Source organism: Mucilaginibacter yixingensis (genome assembly GCF_041080815.1).
Lineage (GTDB): Bacteria > Bacteroidota > Bacteroidia > Sphingobacteriales > Sphingobacteriaceae > Mucilaginibacter > Mucilaginibacter yixingensis.
In genome coordinates this window covers 1,311,711-1,334,467 of the sequence record NZ_CP160205.1, presented here as the reverse complement: position 1 = coordinate 1,334,467, position 22,757 = coordinate 1,311,711, and the positions used below count along the sequence as shown (strand labels likewise).

18 protein-coding genes are annotated in these 22,757 nt (G+C 46.3%); 5 read left to right on the top strand and 13 right to left on the bottom strand.

Annotation, left to right across the window (positions count from 1 at the left end):
• The 4 genes from ABZR88_RS05545 to ABZR88_RS05530 all read left to right on the top strand — a co-directional run bounded on the left by ABZR88_RS05545 (position 1) and on the right by ABZR88_RS05530 (position 3,489).
• The gene (locus ABZR88_RS05545) at positions 1 to 660 is read left to right on the top strand and encodes a hypothetical protein (RefSeq protein ID WP_107828406.1); all 660 of its coding nucleotides are present in this window, start codon (positions 1 to 3) and stop codon (positions 658 to 660) included.
• Positions 597 to 1,397: a sensor histidine kinase gene (locus tag ABZR88_RS05540; RefSeq protein ID WP_107828407.1), complete on the top strand. Its 801-nt coding sequence runs from the start codon at positions 597 to 599 to the stop codon at positions 1,395 to 1,397. The genes ABZR88_RS05545 and ABZR88_RS05540 overlap by 64 nt, the downstream gene beginning before the upstream one ends.
• Before the next feature lie 12 nt (positions 1,398 to 1,409).
• Positions 1,410 to 2,069, top strand: coding sequence for a response regulator transcription factor (locus ABZR88_RS05535; RefSeq protein ID WP_107828408.1), 660 nt, complete (start codon positions 1,410 to 1,412; stop codon positions 2,067 to 2,069).
• 67 nt (positions 2,070 to 2,136) lie between these two features.
• A complete protein-coding gene (locus tag ABZR88_RS05530; RefSeq protein WP_107828409.1) occupies positions 2,137 to 3,489 on the top strand; it encodes a sensor histidine kinase KdpD in 1,353 nt (450 codons plus the stop codon).
• 23 nt (positions 3,490 to 3,512) lie between these two features.
• Here the strand turns inward: ABZR88_RS05530 and ABZR88_RS05525 are convergent, their stop codons facing one another.
• From ABZR88_RS05525 to ABZR88_RS05495, 7 genes are all read right to left on the bottom strand, one after another.
• Positions 3,513 to 4,403, bottom strand: a complete 891-nt coding sequence (locus ABZR88_RS05525; RefSeq protein WP_107828410.1) for an AraC family transcriptional regulator — start codon at positions 4,401 to 4,403, stop codon at positions 3,513 to 3,515.
• 66 nt (positions 4,404 to 4,469) lie between these two features.
• A complete protein-coding gene (locus tag ABZR88_RS05520) occupies positions 4,470 to 5,288 on the bottom strand; it encodes an SDR family NAD(P)-dependent oxidoreductase (protein ID WP_107828411.1) in 819 nt (272 codons plus the stop codon).
• A 297-nt stretch (positions 5,289 to 5,585) separates the two neighbouring features.
• Positions 5,586 to 6,233, bottom strand: coding sequence for an START domain-containing protein (locus ABZR88_RS05515; RefSeq protein ID WP_107828413.1), 648 nt, complete (start codon positions 6,231 to 6,233; stop codon positions 5,586 to 5,588).
• A 48-nt stretch (positions 6,234 to 6,281) separates the two neighbouring features.
• Positions 6,282 to 7,490 carry an MFS transporter gene (locus ABZR88_RS05510; RefSeq protein WP_107828414.1) on the bottom strand — a complete coding sequence of 403 codons (1,209 nt, stop codon included), beginning with the start codon at positions 7,488 to 7,490 and terminating at the stop codon, positions 6,282 to 6,284.
• 336 nt (positions 7,491 to 7,826) lie between these two features.
• On the bottom strand, positions 7,827 to 8,573 hold the full coding sequence (locus ABZR88_RS05505; protein ID WP_107828415.1) for a sulfite exporter TauE/SafE family protein: 747 nt from the start codon (positions 8,571 to 8,573) through the stop codon (positions 7,827 to 7,829).
• A 60-nt stretch (positions 8,574 to 8,633) separates the two neighbouring features.
• Entirely contained in the window at positions 8,634 to 9,110 is a 477-nt protein-coding gene (locus ABZR88_RS05500; RefSeq protein WP_107828416.1) for a DoxX family protein, read from the bottom strand.
• A gap of 80 nt (positions 9,111 to 9,190) precedes the next feature.
• Complete coding sequence (locus tag ABZR88_RS05495; RefSeq protein ID WP_107828417.1) at positions 9,191 to 9,637, bottom strand: hypothetical protein; 447 nt, start codon at positions 9,635 to 9,637, stop codon at positions 9,191 to 9,193.
• 85 nt (positions 9,638 to 9,722) lie between these two features.
• Between ABZR88_RS05495 and ABZR88_RS05490 the strand changes: the two genes are divergently transcribed.
• Positions 9,723 to 11,015 (top strand): nucleoside hydrolase-like domain-containing protein, encoded by a 1,293-nt coding sequence (locus ABZR88_RS05490; protein ID WP_107828418.1) that lies wholly within the window; start codon positions 9,723 to 9,725, stop codon positions 11,013 to 11,015.
• A 302-nt stretch (positions 11,016 to 11,317) separates the two neighbouring features.
• Here the strand turns inward: ABZR88_RS05490 and ABZR88_RS05485 are convergent, their stop codons facing one another.
• The 6 genes from ABZR88_RS05485 to ABZR88_RS05460 all read right to left on the bottom strand — a co-directional run bounded on the left by ABZR88_RS05485 (position 11,318) and on the right by ABZR88_RS05460 (position 22,755).
• Positions 11,318 to 12,085 (bottom strand): hydroxypyruvate isomerase family protein, encoded by a 768-nt coding sequence (locus ABZR88_RS05485; protein ID WP_107828419.1) that lies wholly within the window; start codon positions 12,083 to 12,085, stop codon positions 11,318 to 11,320.
• A gap of 33 nt (positions 12,086 to 12,118) precedes the next feature.
• Positions 12,119 to 14,017, bottom strand: coding sequence for a rhamnogalacturonan lyase (locus ABZR88_RS05480; RefSeq protein ID WP_211309793.1), 1,899 nt, complete (start codon positions 14,015 to 14,017; stop codon positions 12,119 to 12,121).
• A 24-nt stretch (positions 14,018 to 14,041) separates the two neighbouring features.
• Positions 14,042 to 16,375, bottom strand: a complete 2,334-nt coding sequence (locus tag ABZR88_RS05475) for a carboxypeptidase-like regulatory domain-containing protein (RefSeq protein WP_107828421.1) — start codon at positions 16,373 to 16,375, stop codon at positions 14,042 to 14,044.
• 237 nt (positions 16,376 to 16,612) lie between these two features.
• On the bottom strand, positions 16,613 to 17,647 hold the full coding sequence (locus ABZR88_RS05470; RefSeq protein WP_107828422.1) for a GntR family transcriptional regulator: 1,035 nt from the start codon (positions 17,645 to 17,647) through the stop codon (positions 16,613 to 16,615).
• Positions 17,648 to 17,705: 58 nt separating this feature from the next.
• Positions 17,706 to 19,514, bottom strand: coding sequence for a RagB/SusD family nutrient uptake outer membrane protein (locus ABZR88_RS05465; protein WP_107828423.1), 1,809 nt, complete (start codon positions 19,512 to 19,514; stop codon positions 17,706 to 17,708).
• A gap of 25 nt (positions 19,515 to 19,539) precedes the next feature.
• Positions 19,540 to 22,755, bottom strand: coding sequence for a SusC/RagA family TonB-linked outer membrane protein (locus tag ABZR88_RS05460; protein WP_107828424.1), 3,216 nt, complete (start codon positions 22,753 to 22,755; stop codon positions 19,540 to 19,542).
• Between the last annotated feature and the right edge of the window lie 2 nt (positions 22,756 to 22,757).

Here is a 22,757-nt window from a genome sequence, read left to right as displayed (position 1 = left end):
ATGTGGTTGTATGATAGCTTTACCTATGTTGCGTTTATTACCGGCCTGATTGCCTGTTGCTATTACCGGCCATTCTATTTCAGGCTGATTGTTATTTTACTGGGCATTACGCTGTTTAATGAGCAGGTGTTTACGGTATACCTTATCGGCCGGCTGCATATCCATCTAAATATTGCCTACAACCTGTTCTCGTTGATAGATATGGGTATCTGGTGCTATATATTTTTTAGGATCTATGCCGGGCGAAGGGTGCAAAAGCTGATACTGCCGTTAACCGTGGTCATCTTTGCGTACTCGTTTGTAGAGTTATGTTTTTTTAAAGGCTGGCACGTGCTGCATGTAGACTCATTCAGGGTTTATGAGAGCTTTATTATTCTGCTGGCTATTATCTACCTATACGAGATATTAAAAAAAGAGTACTACAACCTAACGGTCGATCCGGTGTTTTGGATGTGTGCAGCCTGTATACTGTACCACAGCATTTTGATACTCACGTTTACCTTAAGGCTTGATGCTGAGTACTGGCACTTTACCGACGCCAAAAAGGTGTTCTTCTTTTTACAACTGATTACCGATGCCTCTTATTACTTACTATTATGTTGTATGTTCATATCAGGTATAATTTTATCGCGCAGGGAAAGCTCTTTCCGGAAATTGTAGGGATTGCCGGATTGCTGATTGCCACCTTTGCCATTGCGTTCCTGGTGTTCTTCATCTTTTCGCGAAGACAGCAGAACCGGCTGGTTGTGCGGCAAAAACATATGCAGAAAGAGTTTGATAACCAGCTGATGCAGGCCAAAGTAGAAGTGCAGGAACAAACTTTTGGCGAACTAGGGCGCGAGCTGCACGATAATGTTGGTCAGCTACTGAGCAGCGCCAAGCTTTTACTGGGCATTACGCAAAGAAAGCTAAGCGACCCGCCCGAAACACTGATGACAGCACAAGACACTCTGGGCCAGGCGCTGCAAAGTTTAAGATCGCTCTCCAAATCGTTAAATACCGAGTGGCTTAGTCAGTTTAACCTGATTGAGAACCTGCACGTTGAGGCCGAACGTATAAATGCAGCCGGTCAATTACAAGTACATGTTAAGAGTGATGCCGAGCAGCTCTCTATGCAGGCAGATCAGCAATTGATGCTGTTTCGTATTGTGCAGGAGGCCATGAATAACAGCATCAAACATGCGCAGGCAAAAAACATCTGGATGACTATCAGCTCGGGTAGAAACAACCTGAAGATCAGCATTGCTGATGATGGGCAGGGATTTGATATGAACGCCCGCCCCGGCGGCGTGGGGATGATGAACATGCGCCACCGTGTAAAACTGCTGAACGGACGCGTAGAGTGGCGGTCTGAAATTGGCCGCGGAACAACTATTGAAATTACTTTACCTTTATAAAAACCATTGCCTATGAACCCGGAAAATGTCGCTGTTGCCATTGCCGATGATCATCAGTTATTCTTAAAATCATTGAGTATGCTGGTGAGCGGCTTTGCTGGTTTCCACGTAGTTGCCGAAGCCATAAACGGCAAAGAACTGATAGATACACTGGAAAAGCAGCAGCTCATCCCCGATATTGTGTTATTAGACGTAAATATGCAGGTGATGAACGGCGAGGATACGGCCAAACATCTCTCCAAAAAACTCCCCAAAACAAAAATAATAGCGCTCTCTATGCAAGATGATAGCTACAGCATCATCAACATGCTGAAAGCCGGCTGTTGCGCTTATCTGCTCAAAGACATTCATCCTGATGAGTTGGAAAAAGCCCTTAATGAGGTATACGCTAATGGATTTTATAACGCCGATGCGGCCAACGTTAACTTCCGCAGACTACTGAAATATAAAATGGAGGATGCGCCGGAAATCAATGAGCGCGAAAAACGCTTTCTTCAACTGGCCAGCTCAGACGCTACTTACAAGCAAATAGCATCAGAAATGTGCCTGTCTGAACGCACCATTGATGGCTACCGCGAGGCCCTGTTCCGCAAGTTCAATGTGCAAAGCCGGGTAGGATTGGTACTGGAGGCGCTGCGCAGAAACATTGTGCAACTGGGCGAGGCTATGTAACATAAAAAAGATATAGCATCTATTTGGGTATTTATTCCGTAATTAGTGTTAAACCAGTATTTACTACATGCCCTACACTGTACTTACCTATGCCCGCACCTTAATTATGCGTATAAGCAGGCAGTGGCATGTGCTAACGGGCCGCGCTGCGGGATTCTCGCTTGAGGCCCGGATATTTCACTCTATCAGTCTGGGTATTGTATTGCTGGCGTGGTGCTATGTGCCGTATGATTTGTTTGCCGGGTTGTATGTAGCGGCTGCATCCTGCGTTATCATTTCGGGTTTCTTTCTGTATGAGTATTATCGTTCCAGATATTGCGGGCATCCGCACCGGAGTTTTATTTTCGGTTTTGTAGGACTGGCGCTATTTTCTGTCAACTATTTCTGCAACTCGGGGATTAATGGGTCTACAGATTTAATATGGCCGGTTTACCTGCTTTTGCTGCTTACTATTTGTCCGTACAGGCACCATATTGGTTGGGTAATTACCTATCTGGTGGTGTTTGGGCTGGTGCATCTGCTGGAGCATCTGCATCCAGAGCTGGTGCATTATCCGTTTCGCCCGGGTAAAGGGCAATTTATAGATCGCATTACTGCCTTTCCTATGCCGGTTTTGGGCATGGCGGTGGTTATTGGCTTATTTAGACGAAGTTATGACCGAGAAAGGGCAAAAGCAGAACAACGGAACATTGAAAAAAGCAGGCTGCTATCCATCCTCTCGCATGATTTCAGGGCACCGCTTATCCAGATCCGCCAGTACCTTGAGTTACTGAACGACCCGGAGTTGTCGGTCGCAGAACGCGCGCAACTGGAGCATACCCTGCGCAAAGCCAATGATCAGACACTGGATATGGTGACCAACCTGCTGCACTGGTCGCGCTCGCAATTGGACGGCGCAGCCGTGCACCTGACCCGATTACATTTAGCAGAAACGCTGGATAGTACGCTGTCCATACAAAAAGGCATGGCAGCGCAAAAACAAGTGGAAATTGAAACCTATATCAATCCGGCTATTCAAATACTTGGCGATGCCGACATGCTGCAGTTGGTGGTGCGTAATCTATTGCAGAACGCCATCAAGTTCACCCCGAAGAATGGCCTGATTAGCGTAAGCACCGACGTAAATGAAACTTACTGCCAATTGCATGTAAGCGATAGCGGAACAGGCATCACGCCAAATCAATTAGCCAGCCTGTTTTCCGGAGATATTGTGCCCGCCTATGGCACTGCAAATGAAAAGGGCGTAGGTTTGGGCCTGATACTTTGTCGCGAATTTATGGAACGACAAGGCGGCCGCATCTCAGTTGAAAGTACTTTAGGTAAAGGATCGGTATTTACCATTGAATTGCCGCTGGTGCAAACCGCCACAGCCCCGGCCACTGACGCCAAAATAGTTCCCTTCCAATCTAAAGTAGCTTAGACTGATTAAGCAGCCCCAGTTTGTTAATTTAACAACTGCTTCTTAAACTGATTCGGGCTTACGCCGGTCTCTTTCTTAAAAAGCCTGGAGAAATACGGCAGGTTTTCAAAACCCAATTCATAAGCAATTTCAGATACGCTCAACTCCTGGCCAATCAACCGGTTTTTGGCTTCTTTAACCAGGTAAATATGGATCAAATCTATAGCCGTCTTCCCGGTCTCTTGTTTCAATAGATCACTCAGGTAACGCGACGACAAATTTAGTTGTGCTGCCAATGCACTTACCGTTGGCAATCCCTGGGTTTGCAACAACCCATTTTTAAAATAAGTACCCAAAGCATCATTAAACTTTGACACGGTCCTTCCCGATAATTCAGTACGATTGATGAATTGACGCTTATAGAAGCGCTGCGAATACTTCAGCATCGAATCAATATGCGCCAGGATGATATCGCGACTGTATTCATCCGGATTATCCTGGTACTCGCCCTCTATGCTTGAATAAAGCTCCCAAACAATCTTCTCCTCACGCGGCGAAAGGTGCAGTGCTTCGTTAGCCTCGTAATCAAAAAAAGAATACTTGCCCATCTCGGTGTGCAGCGCGTGTCCGTTCAAAAAATCCTCATGAATTAAAATCATGAAAGCATCTTCCTCAAATTCCGGACTCATAAACTCAATCACCTGGCGGGGTTTGATAAACATCATGCTACCGGTATCATGATCGTACTTAGTGCGTCCGTATAAAATATGGCCCGATTTCAGCTTTTTAAAACCGATCATGTAGAAATCGGTCGTAAACTCGGTATTGCCCAACGAGCAAGTGCGTGTACACCTGAAAACGCTGAACAGCGGGTTTTCGGGTGCCGGGTAACCATTGTCCCGGTGCATATCGGCTATCGTTTTATAGTGCTTCATCGCTTTATAAATCAAAACAAATCTACACCAAAAACAGGTGTAGATTTGTCAGCATCAAACCATTAATTATTTACCGTGCGCCGCGGTTGAAACCTCGTTCCAGTTATCCCACTCGGCATAACGGCCCTGGTAAACCTGTTTAACCCAAGGGTAGCCCTGGTTACCCAAAAATAAACGCAGCGGCGGATTTTCTGCATCAATTAACTGCAATACCGCCGGGGTAGTTGCCTCTGGCACACCCCAAATATCGCCGCTCACTCCTTCCTGGAAAGCCGCACGCACAGCATCATAAGCTGGCATAGCTTCGGTTTGCAGGGCAGATGCGCCGCTCCAATCGGTAGCAAAACCGTTTGGCTCAATCAACGTAACGTTAATACCGAAACCTTTTACCTCTGCAGCCAGGGTTTCACTTAAACCTTCTACCGCAAATTTTGAGGCGTTGTATAGGCCCAATACCGGTAGCGTAACCAGCCCTAACACACTTGATAGCTGGATGATATGACCATGCCCCTGCTCGCGCATTACCGGCAATACCGCCTGGGTTAACCACAGCAAACCGAAGAAGTTGGTTTCCATTTGCTCGCGGGCCTGTTGTTCGGTGGTTTCTTCTACGGTTCCAAATAAACCGTAACCGGCGTTGTTGATCAGCACATCAATGCTGCCGAAATGTTGTTTGGCTTTGGTTATGGCCGCAAAGTCGGCCTCACGGTCGTTAACATTGAGTTGCAGGGGTAAAATGTTATCGCCGTATTTGGTTACCAGATCGTCCAGCGCGCTTAAATCGCGTGCTGTTGCTACTACTTTATCGCCGCGTTGCAATAATGCTTCGGCCCATAATTTACCGAAACCACGTGAGGCGCCGGTAATAAAAACTGTTTTTGCCATTGTTGTCTTTTGTTAAATGTTGAAACAAAATTACGGTGGCCAACACGGGCAGGTTTATACAGAAGTGGGGAAGATTGATACGTTTTTACCAGGTGGCGGTTATTTGGTAAACGCAGTGTCATATCGAGGGCAGGGCGTCAGGAAAGTAGAACAAGATAGACTTGTTTCCTCTCATCATAAATCCAACACGTCATTGCGAGGAACGAAGCAATCTCTGCAAAGGACATGATAGATAAGCATGTCTGATTTGCATGTACAGAGATTGCTTCGTTCCTCGCAATGACGTAATTATTTATCTTAAATCTCCTCTGGCAAACGGGCATTTTGATACCGTGGCTTTTGCAACTGCAGGCGCAAGCCTTTAAAACTTTGTATCGGTCCCTCGGCGGCAAACATGTTAACCAGCCAGGCGGGTACATTACCACCCGGATCTACCTGCAAAGTATATTCTACAGCTATGGTGTGTGAGTTGATAGCATTGATAACCCAGCGGCCCTTAGAATGAGCTATTCTGAAAGTTCCTTTTTTTTCTGCAACAAAACCGGGAATAGCGGGGCCATCAACTATTATCGTATGGGTTTTTGGGTCTTGCGTTACCCAAAGGTGGGCAACAAAATCCCTGTTTTCTACAGGCCATGGCAGGTTAATCTCTGAGTGATAAACCACATCCCAGGGTGAGTTTTGCTTTACCAGCGTACATGATTTGGTATGATAAACCCATTCGGTACAGCTTTTAACATCCATTAAAACCGCAACCAATGCGGCTGGCGTTGCCTCAAATTCGCACAGCACTTTAACCGCATTTACCTTAGAATCTGCCACTGGTGCCATGTAAACCCTAATGCCATCCTTCTGAGTTTTCAACGTCCAGTTGCTTTGGGCGTTGGCCAAACCAACAGACAGGCAAAACAGGCAAACAAATAACCATTGAAATTTAATCTTCATCTCTTATCAATAATATCCTTTAAGCAAATTCCAAAAACCGGTCCAGCGTCAGGCCTTTTTAAGTTTGAGGACGAACATAGCCAACACCGATGCAATGATGAGCAGCAGGTAACTCCAGCCCAGGTTGGTGGCATCTTTAGCCGGCAAAGCGGCCACAATGCTATAACTCATTACCGATACAATTACATAGTTCACACCACCAGACAACCCGCTGGCCACGCCCCCGTTTTTAGGGAACAGGCTCAAACAATAAGTAAAAAAGTTATTAAAAGTGAAACCTGCCGCCACGTGAATTAAGAAGGCGAACAAAATCATTACCGCAATGCCCGAAACATAGCGAATGGTAATCAGCATCAGTATTGATAGCACCACCTGGATAGTAATATTGACCGCCATACGCCCCATAAAAGGCTTGTTGATGGTGGCCTTACCAATAATGCCGCCCGTCATCCACGCCAGGCCGAGGATGAGCGAGCTATAACCGGCAACTACCGGCGACTGGTGAAACTTATGCTCAATAATAAACGGCCCTGTCATGTTGTAAATCATCACCATAGAATAGGCCAGGCCAATCATAATCAACCCGATGGTAAAACTCACGGTGCTAAACATGGTGGCATAGGTTTTGGCAATACTCTTCAGCTTAAAAGCTGATATATTCTGGAGGGTCTCGCCGCTGTAAACATAATCCAGCAGGGCCAGCACGGCAGCAAATCCACCGAGGAAATAGAAGTTTGATTTCCAGCCGAAAGCAGTCTCCAGGTAGCCGCCAATAAACGGTGCAACAATAGGCCCGGTAGACCAAATGATGGAGAACATACTCAGGTAGCCTTTCAGCTTTTCGCCACTAAAAAGATCTATAAAATAGGCCCGCTTGGCTACAATAACCCCTCCTACTGTAATACCGTGCACAATGCGCATCAGGTAAATTACCCAGATGTTGTGCGTTAGTGCAATTACAAAGCTGGCAGCGGCAAACAGAATAAGGCTCCAGAGTGCAATATGATAACGACCGAAACTATCCAGCAAGCTGCCAATAAACAATTGCGTAACACCGTAGCTGATCAGGAACAGCGTCAGGGTCATTTGCACCTGAATATTGCTAACCTGCAATTGGCCCGCCATACTGGGTAACGACGGGATATAAATATCGGTAGCAAAACCCGACAAAGGCAGCAGCGCAAACGCCAATATGGTGGCTATGCCCTGGTGATGCTCTTTGATGGGTTTGGCAGATAATACAGCTGTTGAATTCATAAGTTTGAGTGGAGTGATTGAGGAGCCAAAATTAAAACCTCAAAAATGGTGTTCAAACCCGTAATATGGTTTATGATATTAAACAGACAGCTTTATGAGATGCGTATGATAATTATATCGAACTAAAACAGATTTACACCATAGTTAAGACAGATTAACTACACGAAGTCATTTATTAAACAAGTGGAATTGGTGTAGCTTACAGTTAACCATTGAGAAATATTTAACTATTAAAAAACCAATAGCTATATTTTATCGTATTTTGGTCATTGCTGATTAAGTAATTAATCTGCATAAGCCGGTGGCTAATGGGGCAGTCGCCGGCTTTCTTTTTTACTATGATTTAACGCCCAAAAAGCTAAACACAATAAGGCTCAACCCAATGAGCAGCAAACCCGCGTAAACATATTTAAAGAAAGCACCGTCTTTTAACTTATGATTAAGGTATCGACCCAGAAAAATTGCGGGCACCACCACAGGTAACGAGATTAGAAAATACCAGCCCAATTGCACCGTAACCAAACCTTTAACTAAATATCCCATCAAACCAATAAAGCTGGCCGGCAGAAAATAACCTTGTAAAGTGGCCCTGAATTCTTTAGCACTCCATTGGCGCATATTGCCATAAACCACCAATGGCGGCCCGTTAACGCCGTAAGCACCACCTAACACGCCAGATAAGAATCCACATACCGTCAGCCAAAGTTTACTGTCATTCTGCAGTCGGATGGCCTTGGTAGCAAACAGCGCGTAGAGTGCATAAAAAATAATCAGCAAACCCAGGCCGGTCTTCACCCATAGCTCGTTACCGTAAATCAGGATCAGCAAGCCCAATGGGATGCCCGGCAACGCTGCAAGAACAAGCCATTTGGCACTTTTGAAATGAATGCGCCGATGATCTTGCACCACAACTACCAACGCCACCAATACCGAGATAAGCACAGATAAGGGCACCGCCACACTGATGGGCATAAACAAACTGAACAATGGCACCGCTACCAGCGACTCGCCAAAACCAAAAGTAGAGCGCACCAGCGTTGCAATAAAACCCACCAGAAGCAGGCAGATATAGATCATGGTCATTTTTAACGACTAAATGTAAAAGCAGCTGGTGCTTTTACAACACCAGCTGCGATAATTTAATTATTGAATAGTTTTGGTTTTGGCAAGTAGTGCATCTATAGAAAACCTGCCGGCACCTGTAATCAGCAACGATATTAAGCCTGCAATGTAAATCAGGTTAATCTCATAACCTGGTGGCCCAAACAATGGGCCATGTGGCGTTAACCCAATTGTTTTCACCGCACTGTAACCATAATGAATGTGGATGCTAAACATTGCCACCACCATAGTACAAATTAGCGGAATTGCTACCAGACTTACCAACGCACCCACAAACAGTGCAAAACCGCCCGTCAATTCTGTAAGTGTGGTAACCCAGGCCAACACCTGCGGCGCGGGCACTTTTATTAAGGTTAACAACTGTGCAAACGCCTCGGGGCCTCTGCTTAGTTTGGCCCACCCGTGGGCCATAAAACCGAAGCCGATAGCCATACGCAAAAATAAAGGAGCAAGCTGCCGGTGGTTTTTACCACCAACAGAAAAAAGATTGTTTAACATGATTTGTCTTCTTCAAATAAAAAAAATGGCTAAGCGGCGCCAACCGTCAGCTTTATATTCTCTTTAAATTTTAAAGAAGATCAAATACGAAGAATCTGGTTACGAAGATAAATTGGAACTGCCAAATACCGGTGATGGCTTATGGCGAGATTGCCGGTAAAAGCATCATCAAAACGAAGCCCCGCCACCAAAAACGTACCAACCAAAACGACAAAGAAAAGCAGGGGTGCTCCGTCAAATACACGCTCCTTAAGCGGCAATGCTTTCACTACCGCCACCGATCCGCATTTGTCGGCTGCACTAATTTTACCGTATTCGGGTACGCGTTGTTGGTGCCTCGCCGGCGAAGAGCTGTTAATCAGTTTACAAAGCGTGTTACGCAACGGACAAAACCCGAGCACCAAAAACGCTATCAGTACCAAAATACTAATAAAAGATTTGAAGTTCAGTAATTTACACATTGACTTAACGAACATTTTGGGTACTGGCAGGTATTTATCAAAGATAATGGTTTTCACTAATGTCATCTGTTTCACCGTGTCACAATCTTGTTGAGACTCGCTATAAGTTCCATTTTTTAGTACTTTCGGTCACCAATTTTTTTGAACCGTTATGAAGTACCTGATATTACTGTTTACTGTTGTTTTATTTTACACCTCGGCACAAGGCCAGCAGCCTGTGCCGGTAAAACCGAGAATTTTGGTTAGTACAGATATCGGCGGGTCAGACCCGGATGACAACCAGTCTATGGCTCATCTTTTAATGTACAGCGATTTGTTTAACATTGAAGGGCTGGTGTCCTCGCCATCTTATGGCGGTGGCTCTAAAGAAGAGATTTTGAGGATGATTGGCTTGTATGAGAAAGATTATCCTAAGCTGATTCAGCACGACAAGAACCTCAACACGCCAGACTATCTGCGGTCGGTTACTAAACAGGGGCATCGCGGTATATCTCCATTTGCAGGTTATTCCAAACCCACAGAAGGCTCTGACTGGATTGTTAAATGCGCCAGAAAGAAAAGCAACCAACCATTATGGGTACTTATTTGGGGTGGATTAGAAGATTTGGCTCAAGCCTTACATGATGCACCTGATATCAAATCAAAAATCAAGGTTTACTGGATAGGTGGCCCGAATAAAATATGGGGAGCTAACAGCTACGTGTATATTGTAAAAAACTTCCCCGATTTGTGGTTTATTGAGAACAACGCATCATACCGCGGCTTCTTCTCTAATACTGGCAGTTCAGACAAGTTTAACAGCAAGAATTACTTCGGCAATTTTATCCAGAATGCAGGTGCCCTGGGCTTTGATTTCGACAAAAACCGTTACCAGGGCAATGTAAAAATGGGCGATACACCGTCATTACTTTATATGATGGACGGCAACCCTAACGATCCTGCTCGCGAAAACTGGGGCGGCAGTTTTGAAAAGATGAGCCGCAGCCCAAGATATATCATCCGCAAGCCTACTACCAATAAGGATACGGCTCATGTATATTCTATTTTAGAGTTCCATTTTGAGGGCCCTAAACTGAATATTCCTGCAGATTCGGCTTGCTTTACGCTAACCATCAAGGCTGGCGACCGCTTGCAGAAATGGAACGGCTACTACATGGGCAATGGTGATTATGCCGTTAACTACGCGCATAAGCAGAAAGAGGATATCACTTACACCGTCACGTCAAACATCCCTGGCTTTAAGGCGCAAAGCGGGGCTTTGGTTATTGATAACGTATGGCCAGGCAAACCAACCGCAAATGATTTTAAATTAGGCTCGACCTGGTACACCGATAAATCGGCCCCTGAACTTTTTGACGGTGGCTGGCAAGGTGCCGTAACTGTGCGCAAATGGCGCGAGGCGATGCTGGCAGACTGGGCCAAGCGCTGGGCATGGTTGAAATAGACCTCATTAATGACCTTAATGGAGTAATAGCTTATCGACTGTCTTTCACCAGGCGTTCCGCTGGAACGCTATAATGAGGTATGCTTAATTTCTACCAACCAAACGTTCCTCTGGAACGTTTTATTCTTTCATCCCGGAGGGATGTCTGGTCGGTAGAAAGGCAGCACAAACCCAGTCACGTTCCAGCGGAACGTTTGGTGTCTTTACAGAGGCGTCCTTAGTATGCGTACTCTTGTAAAAGGAGGGGCCCTGTTATCCGGAGCTTTCTATATGTTATAAACACGTAAATAATGCGATTCCATTTATACATCACATAGCTCCACAGCAGCCTTCAAAGCAGCAATTTTATCTGCTGATAACGGCACAAACTCCTGCCCGATGAAACCGGTATAACCAGTAGCTGCAATGGCCTGCATAATTGCCGGGTAGTTTAGCTCCTGTGATTGATTGATCTCGTTACGCCCTGGTACACCAGCCGTATGATAATGCGCTATGTATGGGCTGTATTTTTTGATGGAGGCAATGATGTCGCCCTCCATAATCTGCATGTGGTAGATATCATACAACAGCTTGAAATTATTTGAATCCAGGTGTTTGGCCAATTCTACCCCCCACTCGGTATGGTCGCACTGATAATCTGGGTGGTCTACCCTACTGTTCAAAAGTTCCATGCATAAAACTATGCTGTGCTCCTCTGCCAGTTTAAGCAGCGGTTCGATGCCTGCTACGCAGTTTTGAAGGCCTTGGTCATCGCTTATGCCCCTTCTGTTGCCGCTAAAGCAAATGAGGTTTTGATATCCATTCTGGCTAACCAGCGGTATCATCGCCGTGTATCGTTCAAATAATAACGTATGATATTGTGGATCATTAAAGCCCTCTGTAAGGCTAATTTCGGCCCCGTTACACATGGGCGAGTACAGATCAAACTGTTTGAGCGTGGGCCAGTCCGCCGGTCCGCAAAGATCAATCCCTTGCATGCCTATGGCTTTGGCAGCGGCGCACAACTCCACAAGCGTCATCGGCTCAAAACACCAGGGACTAACAGAATGTTGCAGTTTGTTATTTAGCATCTCTTCTAAACCTTAATTATCTAACATCCAATATTACTTCTTCTCTGCGTACTTAATTAAGATAATATTAGGTTTTGGCGGCTCGGTCATATCATCGCCCATGTAAAAACTGGTGTGGGGCGGCTGGTTATAAGCCACATTTTGCCAGGCAATACTAAGGCGATATTGCGGATCATGCATAAAAGTGTACAGCCGATGCGTGGTTGGGATAGTAGATACAAAAATGCGCAGCTCTTTACCATCGGTTGTGCGGTAAATGGCTTCCTCGCGCCAATCGCCTAAGATATCTGCCGACAGACATGGATTGGCCTTGGTACCGTTGTTTGAGGCACAATCATAATTACGCGCATTGAGCAGTGATATGGTTTTACTATTCTGGTAATCCCATTTCATAATGTTGGTACCGTTCAACAATTCGCTTTGCAAATCGCCATCCCAAAATATGCCGAAGTTGCAAGGCGGCGCTACCTCGCTTATTTTATTGCCCTTGGCATCCCAGATCCCGGTTAAACCGGCACCGGCTACCCAGCATTCAGAACCGCGATACCTTGGGTCGATATTCAGCGCCAGTGCCCTGCCCGGGCCCTCGCCATCTTCACCGGCTTTTACCGATGCTTTTTTCCAGATCACTTCGCCAGTACGGGCGTCGCGAAAATTAGCACCGGCGTCAGAGAAACGTTCCTGTGTATCAAAAACCTCCAGTCCGGGTCGATCAGGGTCCAGATCGCCAACGTGCAAAGCATCAGCATGACCAATACCTGTGGTGTACAAACCTTTACCGTCATCGTCCAGCGTCATGGCACCATAGATAATCTCGTCTTTGCCATCGCCGTCCACATCCGTGATGCTCAGGTTGTGGTTGCCCTGGCCCGAGTATGGGTTCTTTTTATCTTTACTATCAAAGGCCCAGCGTTTGGTTAGTTTGCCGTCTTTCCAGTCCCAGGCGGTTACAAACGTGCGGGTGTAATAACCGCGACTCATAATCAGGCTGGGATGCTTGCCATCCAGGTAAGCAATGGCCGCCAGGAAACGATCCATACGGTTACCATAACCATCGCCCCACATTTCTTTCAGCTGATCTGAAGTTGGATTTAAGTTATCAGGATACCGGGCCGGAACAAAATTGGTGGTGGCCATAGCCTTGCCGGTCATTCCATTAAAAATAGTGAGGTATTCCGGACCAGCCAGGATGTAACCGCGATCGTTACGCCAGTCTTTGGTAGAATCGCCTATTACATTGCCCTGGCCGTCTATAGTACCATCGGCAGTTTTACAAGCCACCTCTGCCCTGCCGTCGCCGTCCAGGTCATACACCATAAACTGGGTATAGTGTGCGCCTTCGCGAATGTTCTTGCCCAGGTTGATGGTCCACAAGAGCGTACCATCCAGCTTGTAGGCTTGCAAAATAGGGCTATCGGTAAACCCTCCCTGCGAGTTATCATGCCCGCGGCCGGCTTGGTGCAATATAATTTCGTACTCGCCATCACCGTCCAGATCGGCCACAGAGACATCATTAGGTTGATAACCGTTTGGCGTTTTAAGCGGAACCGACAGATATGGCTTTACAGGTGCATTTGCCGGGAGTACAAACGGTTTGCTGGCCTCTTGCTCTTTACCCTGATCTACCGGACGCACAAAATAGGCGTTAGTCTGCGTAAAATCAGGTTTGATATCGCTAAATATGGTTGCGCCGGTTATTGGTGATTGATTGAGTTTAACAGGCGCAGCTTTACCGGTTTGACGGTACAGGTTAAAACCCAGACCAGCCGGATCTGTGCCCAGCACGCGCCAGCTCACAAAAACAGAGTCGGTTGTTTGGTGAATGGCTACTACGCCCCTGCCCAGGTATTCCATTGGTCGCTGGGCCATCAATACAGCCGGGAATAATAGAAGAGCCGCAATACCGGCAAAACGAGCGGTGAAGGTTCTCATAAGTATCTTTTTAGGTTGATGTTCTTAGTTTTTAACATGGATTACCTGGCTCAGCGGAGAACCATCGGCGGATAAGCCCTGCACAACCACCTGGTATGAGGTTGATGGCTTATTGCTCACCCTGATGGCGGCATGACCAGTTGCATCCAAACGCACATCGGGCTGCCAGGCAACGGTTGGGTGCGAAGTGTATTGAATAGCACCATCATCACTCAATGGCTGATAAAAAGTTTGCGCCTGATAATAGCCACTGATATTGGTGCTCAATATACCCGGATTATCTTCCAGTCCGTTGTCAATTATAGTTAGCGAAACAATACGCCTGATGCCACCGCCGATCTCTGCCACCGGCGTAACCTGTATTTTCTTAATCTTGTCTAGAGGCAAACTATAAATCAAATCACGCTCTTCTTTGCGCGGAATCCGGATACCGTTTGGTGCATCCGGGTCATTTATCGTAATAATGGGCGGCACCAACCTGCCATCTGAAAAGTAAGCGACACCAGGTTGCCTGATATCTTTGGGCTCATGTGCTTGTGTAAACTGGATAAGGTACCATTCCAGCGTTTTATACTCATAATCTTTAGGAGTAATATTAAATATTTTAGAATCGCCCCAGGGGGTATAGCCTCTGCCATTGGGTAAATGAATCACTTTGCTCTTACCACTTACCTTCACCTCTTTTAGTTGGGTAACGCGGTCAAAATGATTGCTTCTGGTGGTAAAATAGCGTGGAATACTTAACGTATCTGTTTCTTTTAAGCCTGGCGCTGTGCTGATTGGCATCGGCACCAGGGTATCCATATAAATGCGACCTACTTTTTTGCCTTTATCATTTACAGATGACAGGCTGGCGGCTTGATTACCAATTACCGGCAATTCTTCAACCATAAAACGACCCGCTGAGTCTGTCTGCGTCATGAATAGCTTGGCATTTTTAAGCTGACCGGCAAACAAGGTGATGTGGGCATTAGGGATAGGCTTATTACGCGCCTCATTTTTTACGGTACCCGTTACGTTGATGCCTTTCTCTATCCCATAACTAATTCGCAATGCCGAGTCTGCCAACCGGCGCCAGGTGTAATCGCGCCAGCCCTGGGTAAGCATCAGGTTATCCAGTTCTTTAAAACGATTGGTGTTTTTAGGATCAAAATATCTGGCAGGCTGCTCTATAGCGCCGCGCAGTTCTGATGCCAGGAAGATTTGTGAAGCTATGGTGTGACTGTCCTTTAGCAATAATCCATCCTGAATAATGGCCATAGAGAGCCTTGCCCCCGGCGTTGTCTGGATATTTAAAGTTGTTGCCGACGGCAATTTGCCTGTGGTTAGCTGCAAGTCTTTTTCATTGGCCGGGTGGTGTACAAAAAACAGACGCTCGCAGTTGGGCTTGCCGTCCTGATCTGCCAGTATGATGCTGCAAATGCCTTCGGGTAATAAACTGTTGGGAATGGCCAGCTCTTCCTGAGCGTTATTTACCTGCACCGATTTGCTGATGATGGTTCGCCCTGCACTTTTTACAAAAACATTGACTTTTGGAGGCGTAGCCGCTTCCGGACTACGGTAACTGATCACAGCCTGCACCAGGGTGTCGGCTTGTTTAACGTGCAAGGCAAAACCATACTTTAAAGCGGCAGGAACCGGATAATGGAAGGTGCGCGAACCGATTTTTACTGAAGCTGTGTAGTTATGCCCAGCCTCGGGCAACAGCACCATCAGGCCCATACCTAATGAGTCGCAGGTAAAATGCGTTACGGTATCTCCGGCTGAAGACAAGACCACTCCTGATGCTTTCAGTCCTTTGCCATTGGCGTCCTCTGCCTTTACGGCAACTATGCCGGCAACGCCTTCTATCATTGATCCACTCTCAGGAAAGAAGCGAACCGATGGCTCTTTGGCTATACCGGGTAATGACTTGCCTTTTAACGTGGCTGGGCCAGCTTTAGCCGGTTGCAACAATGCTATCTTCTTTTCAAAAACAAAGTAGTTGCCAAAGTTTCGCATCCAGGTGGTGTATGCCCTGATGCGGTAATAACCCGCCGGGATGGAATCAGGCAAAGTAAAATCGCCATGACCCTGATTGTTTTGTATTTCTATATTAATGGAGTTAAGCAGATGCCCGTTAGGGTCAATCAGATCAACGTAGAGGTTCCGGCTCAGTTCTTTCAGGCTTTTATCCTGGGCGTTGGTTAGGTATGCTTTAAACCAAAGCGTATCGCCCGGCGTGTAGATATCGCGGTCTGTATGCAGAAACGCTTTCTCAAAAAACAGTTTTACGGTAGATGGTTTGGGTTTTACAACCTGAGCAAAGCTCATCATGTAAACAACGGTAAGCAAAAGTAACAGGGGTATCTTTTTCATAGGCTTATGCTTAAACTTGGTTTACCGGCCGCTAATTATCAACAAGATTTGCTGACATAATTTTCAGGTTAGGTAAACGATTAAACTTTTATAACTGGTTTGATGCGCCTGATAAAAAATCGGCACACCAAGATAAATAGTTTTTTGCTGTTTAACCCATTCAATTTCAATTGCATAATATTTTACATATCAGTATACGCCATCGAAAAAACAAGGTTAATTAATAGGGGTATTAAATTAGATGGATGACCTTAAGATCATCTGGTAAGGATTGCAGATGCGTCCCTCCTGCTCGCCGTTTACGATGCCCGATATGGCTTTGCCGGCTTGCTTAAAATCAGGCGTGATGACGGTAAGGTTTAAGAACTCTTTAAAAATATTATCATTAAAGGTGATGATGCCCACATCTTTGCCAATGGCCAGATCGGTGGTTCTTAATTGATTGAGCAGGTTAAAAAGTTCCTCGTCATGATAGGTAATGAACAGTGTTCCGGCTGCCAGACATTCGGTATATGAATTACTCCATCTGAATTTGATGCCCGCGTTACAGCAAAACGCAAACAACGCCTCGCGGATACTTAGAGGCACCAGGTAGTCTTGCGCCGATAACAAAACCAGCTCCTGATAAAGACCGGTTAAGCGCTCTTTCTGCGCCATCAGCATGTTAAAAACATCCCGGCGTCCATCCTGATAAATGTGTGCCAGCGGCGAGAAAGGAAAAATTTCGGGCCCCAAAACAATCACCTTATCGGCAGGCAAATTTCTTAATGATAACCACATGGTTTCATTTTGCAGTTGGGTGGCATCTACCGTTATCAGTACAAAATACTGGTACTTATCGCTATAATTCAGGATGATGCTATCTAACGTAAACCTGTTTTGAAAGGTTTGCAGGTCAACATTATCCTGCCCGCCCAAAGCACGGGTAACCTCGTTATACAATGCCTGCTTCTCGTCGGTTAAGCGGTCCGTCAGACACAACACCTTGGCATTACCAGATTCCCGCGGACGGCAAACAAAATATCCTGATCCCGGTACAGACTTTACATAGCCCAATGATCTTAATTTACGATAAGCTCTTTCTACCGTATCACGGGCCATATCCAGCTCACGGGCCAGCACATTGATAGACGGTATTTGCTGCCCTAACTCATATTTTCCATTTTCTATATCACCAATGAGCCTGTTAGCTACTTTATCCATCAGCGACTGACCAAGCATTCCGCCGGCGCCCATAGTCAAATCTGCAACGGTTAAATTCTCTTTTTTCATACTTGTCAGTTTATAAAGCGAGTCACCCGGTCTACAGAACGGATGACTCGCCAGGGGTTTACATTTTAAACGGAAGGTAAACGCCGTCTTTGCTCAATAACTTGGCTTTAGCCGTTGACGCATTAGGATTGCCGTCTCTCAGCAACTTCTGGTAAACAGCTTCGGCAATAAATGACATGTCGTTTCTGTGCAGCGACACACGCAGCAGATCTCCCCAGCGCTGGCCTTCAAAAGCAAGCTCTTCGGCATCTTCCTGTATAATGGCATTCTCTAATCCAATTTGATCGCCACCCGCATTTGGTGCATTGTTAATGAGCGATGTTGGCAGCCAGTTAAGGTTAGCCCTTGAGCGTGTACCAATCTGGCGGTTCCATGGGCCGCGGTATGAAGGTACATCACCGTACCTGGCATCCAGATCATAAGGAGCCGGACGATGTGTGATCATAATATTGGTAGCATCGGTAGGCACGTTACGACCAGTGCCTACAACCGCCCTTGTAGGGAAAATACCACTGAATACCTGGATAACCCCCGCATTGGTAAGTGCATAAGCTACGTCCAAATAGTTATCACGACAGGCGGCCTCGGCAAAGTGCAGATTAAGTGTAGCCGTGCGGTATAATAACCAGCGACCTTGTTTTTGCAGCGGATTTAGCGCCGTAAAGTTTGGCCCGTTAAGATACAGGTACAACGGCTTCATAATTACAGGTTTGCCGTTAACGGTTCTAACTGATAGCTTGCCGCGGGCATCATATGGAAAACCGTTGGCTTGGGTCTCAGAGTTCCATTTATCCATAGCAAACTGCGATGCAGTAAGCAGGTAACGACCGCCCTGATTTGAAAAGAGATCAATAAACGGATTGGTAGGTGCAAAATTCTTATCAAACGGCATGGTCCAGATCCACTCGGCGCTGATATCTGTACCCTGTGCTGTTGAACCAAAGATGGATCTCCAACCGGCTACATCCGTGTTGTCATCTTTCAATGATTGCTCATCGCTACCAATATTGTAGACAATGTTAAAGTTGCTATAAGTAGCCTTATACTGCCAGAAACTGATGTTACCCGCGCCCTGGTCGTTTCTGTAACCTTGCTCGGTAACATAACGGTACTGGGTAGATGCGTCTGTATAATTACCGCGCCACAGGTTAAGATCGCCCAGCAGGCAGCGTTTGTTAATAAACATTAAACCGGTAGAGTACCCATCAACAGTGGTTAATAACGAGTTGCTGTTAGAACCGGTTGCCGTTGTTGAGGTGTAGCCATCTAAATAAATGCCCTGCATACTGGCAATCAGCTTATCAAGCAAGTCATTAAATGATACCTTAGGGAATTTAGAGCTATCCTTCAGATCATCAATTGAGGCCAGCGGGTCTGTTACGTATGGAACATTTCCCCAGTGGATACCTACCTGAAGGTACAACCACGCACGCACCGCAATAATATCTGCATAACGCTGATTATATTCTTCCTGACGGAATTTGGCATCTCTCAGCATGATCTTAAAGTTTGCCAGGGCGTCATTACAATTCATAATGATCTTGTAGAACGGCTTTGGATCTGCCCATGGATTATCAGCCGATACGTTATGTTCGCTAATCTCGCGCAGGTAACGGTCGGCATTGATAGTTGGGCTCACCAGGTCGCCGCGCAGTTCATTAAGCACCATGTAACGGTCGGCTATGGTTTGCAGCTGACCGTAAATACCAATTACAGCAGCGTTGGCATCGTTAATATTACGGTAGTTGTTTTTGGCCTCTACCGCGTCTTCAGGTGATACATCCAGCAGTTTTTTGCATGAAAACGAAAGCAGCAGGCACGAGATCAACAGCACACGGCCACCTATTTTAAATATTTTGTTTCTCATTGTCGTCAAAATAATTGTCAATTAATTAGATACCTATGCGCACGCCCAGCATAATGGTTTTAAACTGCGGATCGAGCAGGTTGTCAATGCCGTTGGTTAACAGGTTACCGGTGGGCGCAAACTCCGGATCATAGCCCAGGTATTTACTGAAAGTGAGCAGGTTATTACCGGTTGCATACACTTTGAGGTATTTGAAACCTTTGTACTTCAGCGGCACATCATAAGTAACCGAAAGTGTTCTGAGGCGCAGATATGAGCCATCTTCAATCCAGCGGTCAGAAAACGAGTTATTCATGGTTGGATCGCCATAAGCCGCTCTTGGCATATTGGTTTGCTGACCGTCTACACGCCATCTGTTGTTAACTGAAGTCAGCTGATTTTGCGGACCAGATTCTGACTCCAGCAAACGGCGGGTTTCATTATACACTTTATTGCCTTTACTGAAGGTGAACAGCGCGTTCAGGTTAACACGGCCATAAGTGAAACCGGTGGTAATAGCGCCTGCAAAATCAGGGTTAGGGTTACCGATGGCTTGTCTGTCGGCATTATCAATAATATGATCGCCGTTTACATCTACAAACTTCACATCGCCACCCTGTTGTGCAACCGGGATACCCTGACTGTTACGAACCGATATACCGGCCGCTGCAGCCTCTGCATTGGTTCGGTAAACGCCGTTAGTGCGGTAACCATAGAACAAACCTGCCGGTGCACCTACCTGTGTCAAAATAGTAGCCCCATAATAAGAGCTTAAATAAGTTGATGGCAACGCCGTGATGCGGTTACGATAGGTGTAGATATTGAAACCTAAATCCCACTTAAACTTGCTGTTGTTAATAATCCTTCCGTTTATGGCAAGCTCATAGCCATCGGTTTTCATGCCGCCGCCATTGCTTACTACGTACTCCAGCCCAGAAACTGTCGGCGCTGTAGAACGGGTGATCATGTGTGAAGTGGTATTGCGGAAATAATCAAACGTCAAACCTATACGCTCCTGGAAGAACGACGCATCAAGACCCAGATCAAGCTTCTTATTTACCTCCCACTGCAGGTACGGGTTACCCACATTGCCGCGGATTAAACCCTGCATACCTAACCAGTTTTGCGAGATATAGTATTGTTTAGATGCATAATTACCAATGTCATCATTACCGGTAAGGCCGTAGCTGGCACGCAGTTTCAGCATCTCCAGCATATTTACATCAGCCAGGAATTTTTCTGATGATACAATCCACGCGGCAGATACAGCTGGCAATAAAGCCATCTTTTTGCCGCCAATATCCATACCATCAGCACGATCTCCAAAGCGCGAAGATGCGTCGGCAGCCACCGTTACGTTGAAGATGTATTTGTTATACAGGCGGTAGTCGCCGGTAAAGTAGTTATTCAGCCAACGGTATTTGCCTAACTCGCCGCCTGTGCGGTTCAGCAGTGGATCGCCGTTGCCAACGGTAATCAACTGGTCAATGGCCGAGTTGGATGACTGATTGTAATTAGTCTCGGTGTTGAATGATGAGAAACGTACACCCAGGTTCAAGCCAACATAGTGGATACGGTTGTAGGTATGATTAAAAGTAACGCGGGTATCGCTGTAAATGTTAAACAGCCTTTGCACCTGCGAACCCAGGCGACTATCAACCACTCCACTGGCGGTGGTATCATTAGCTACGCCGGCGCGCGGTACAAAATAGTTTTCGCGCACTTTATCTGCTGTTAAGCCAATCAATGTTTGGGCTGCCCAGCTTTTATTGAAATCATATTTAAAGTTCAGGCCACCCAAAAAGCGGTAGTTCTGATCGTTCTCTTTTGCTTTATTGAAAACGGCCTGCGGGTTGCCTATGCCAAACGCATCGACATCGGCCAGGTTGGGCGATGGCACGCCTTGTGCGTTAACATCATTAACACCCACCAGCGGCGATTTGATCAAACTCAGATAAAGCGGACTGGTTTCTGACGCGGTCTGATCAAAAAGGTTTTGCTGCGCATAGTTGAACGACAGGTTAGCATTTACCGTAAGGTGCCTGCTGATATTCAGATCGGCATTAAACCGGGTGTTGAATTTGGTGATTCCTGTATTTTGGGTAATACCTTTATTATTTGCATAGCCTAATGACAATACGTAGCGGGCAACGTTATCGCCACCTGATACTCTTAAGTTATAGTTTTGATTGTAGCCATTTTTAAACGCCTGTTTCTGCCAGTTCCTGTCGTTATGGTACATAGCGTAAGTTGGGCTTGCAGGATTATCATTAAAATAAGGCTGGGCGGCAACCTGCTCTGGCGTCATTCCGCTTGATTTCAGTACGTCGGCCAGATACAACCGGTAATCGCCGGCTTTCATCAGCGGCAACAGCTTGTTGTTGCCCATGTAGTTGTACTCGCCGTAAATGCCAAGGTCAATACGGGTAGCCAACTCCGGGCGACTATTAGTGGTGATGAGGATCACGCCGTTTGCACCTTTGGTACCATAAACGCTGGCGCTTGCATCCTTCAGTACCGTAAAGCTCTCCACATCGCGCAGGTCAAGATTACCAAATGGGTTACGGATGTGCCCGCTCGCAAGCGAACTGCCGTATTGGTTGGTGTCATAGATCATCCCGTCAACAATCACCAGCGGTGCGTTGGTGCCAAACAGCGAGCTGAAGCCACGGAGGAAAAGATTGGCGCCAGCATTAGGCGAGCCAGATCTGCGTACAACGCTCAACCCGGCAACTTTTCCTTGCAGGTAAGTATCAGGCGTTTCGGCGCTGGTGTTTTCCCATGAGCCTTGTGTATTTACAATGTTAACTGCGTTTGCTGTGCGGTTCATGGCCATTGGACGGGTAACCAGGTTGGCCTCGTCATAAACAGAGTTGAACGACTCTTCAAAAAGCAGCACATCTGGTAACTTCTTACGGCCCTTCAGCGGAATTTCTTTCAGCTGATAGCCTTGCCCTTTTACTACTAAAACGGCATCGTAATTAGGTACGCTGATAGTGAAGCGGCCCTTGTCGTCACTCAGAGCGGCAGAATAAGCTTCAACGCTGATGTTCATGCCGCTCACGGGTTTGCCGGTGGCAGCATCACGCAGGAAGCCCGTAAATTTATTGCCCTGAGCCCGGCGGGTAGAATCGGCTTTATATAAGGCAAGGCTATCCTTGCGTGCCGCCGATATGGCGTCTGTTTGTTGTGCTTTTGCACTAACACCATACAGCGCGCAGATAGAGAAGATGGATATGGCTGATAAAGTAAATTTATGCATAA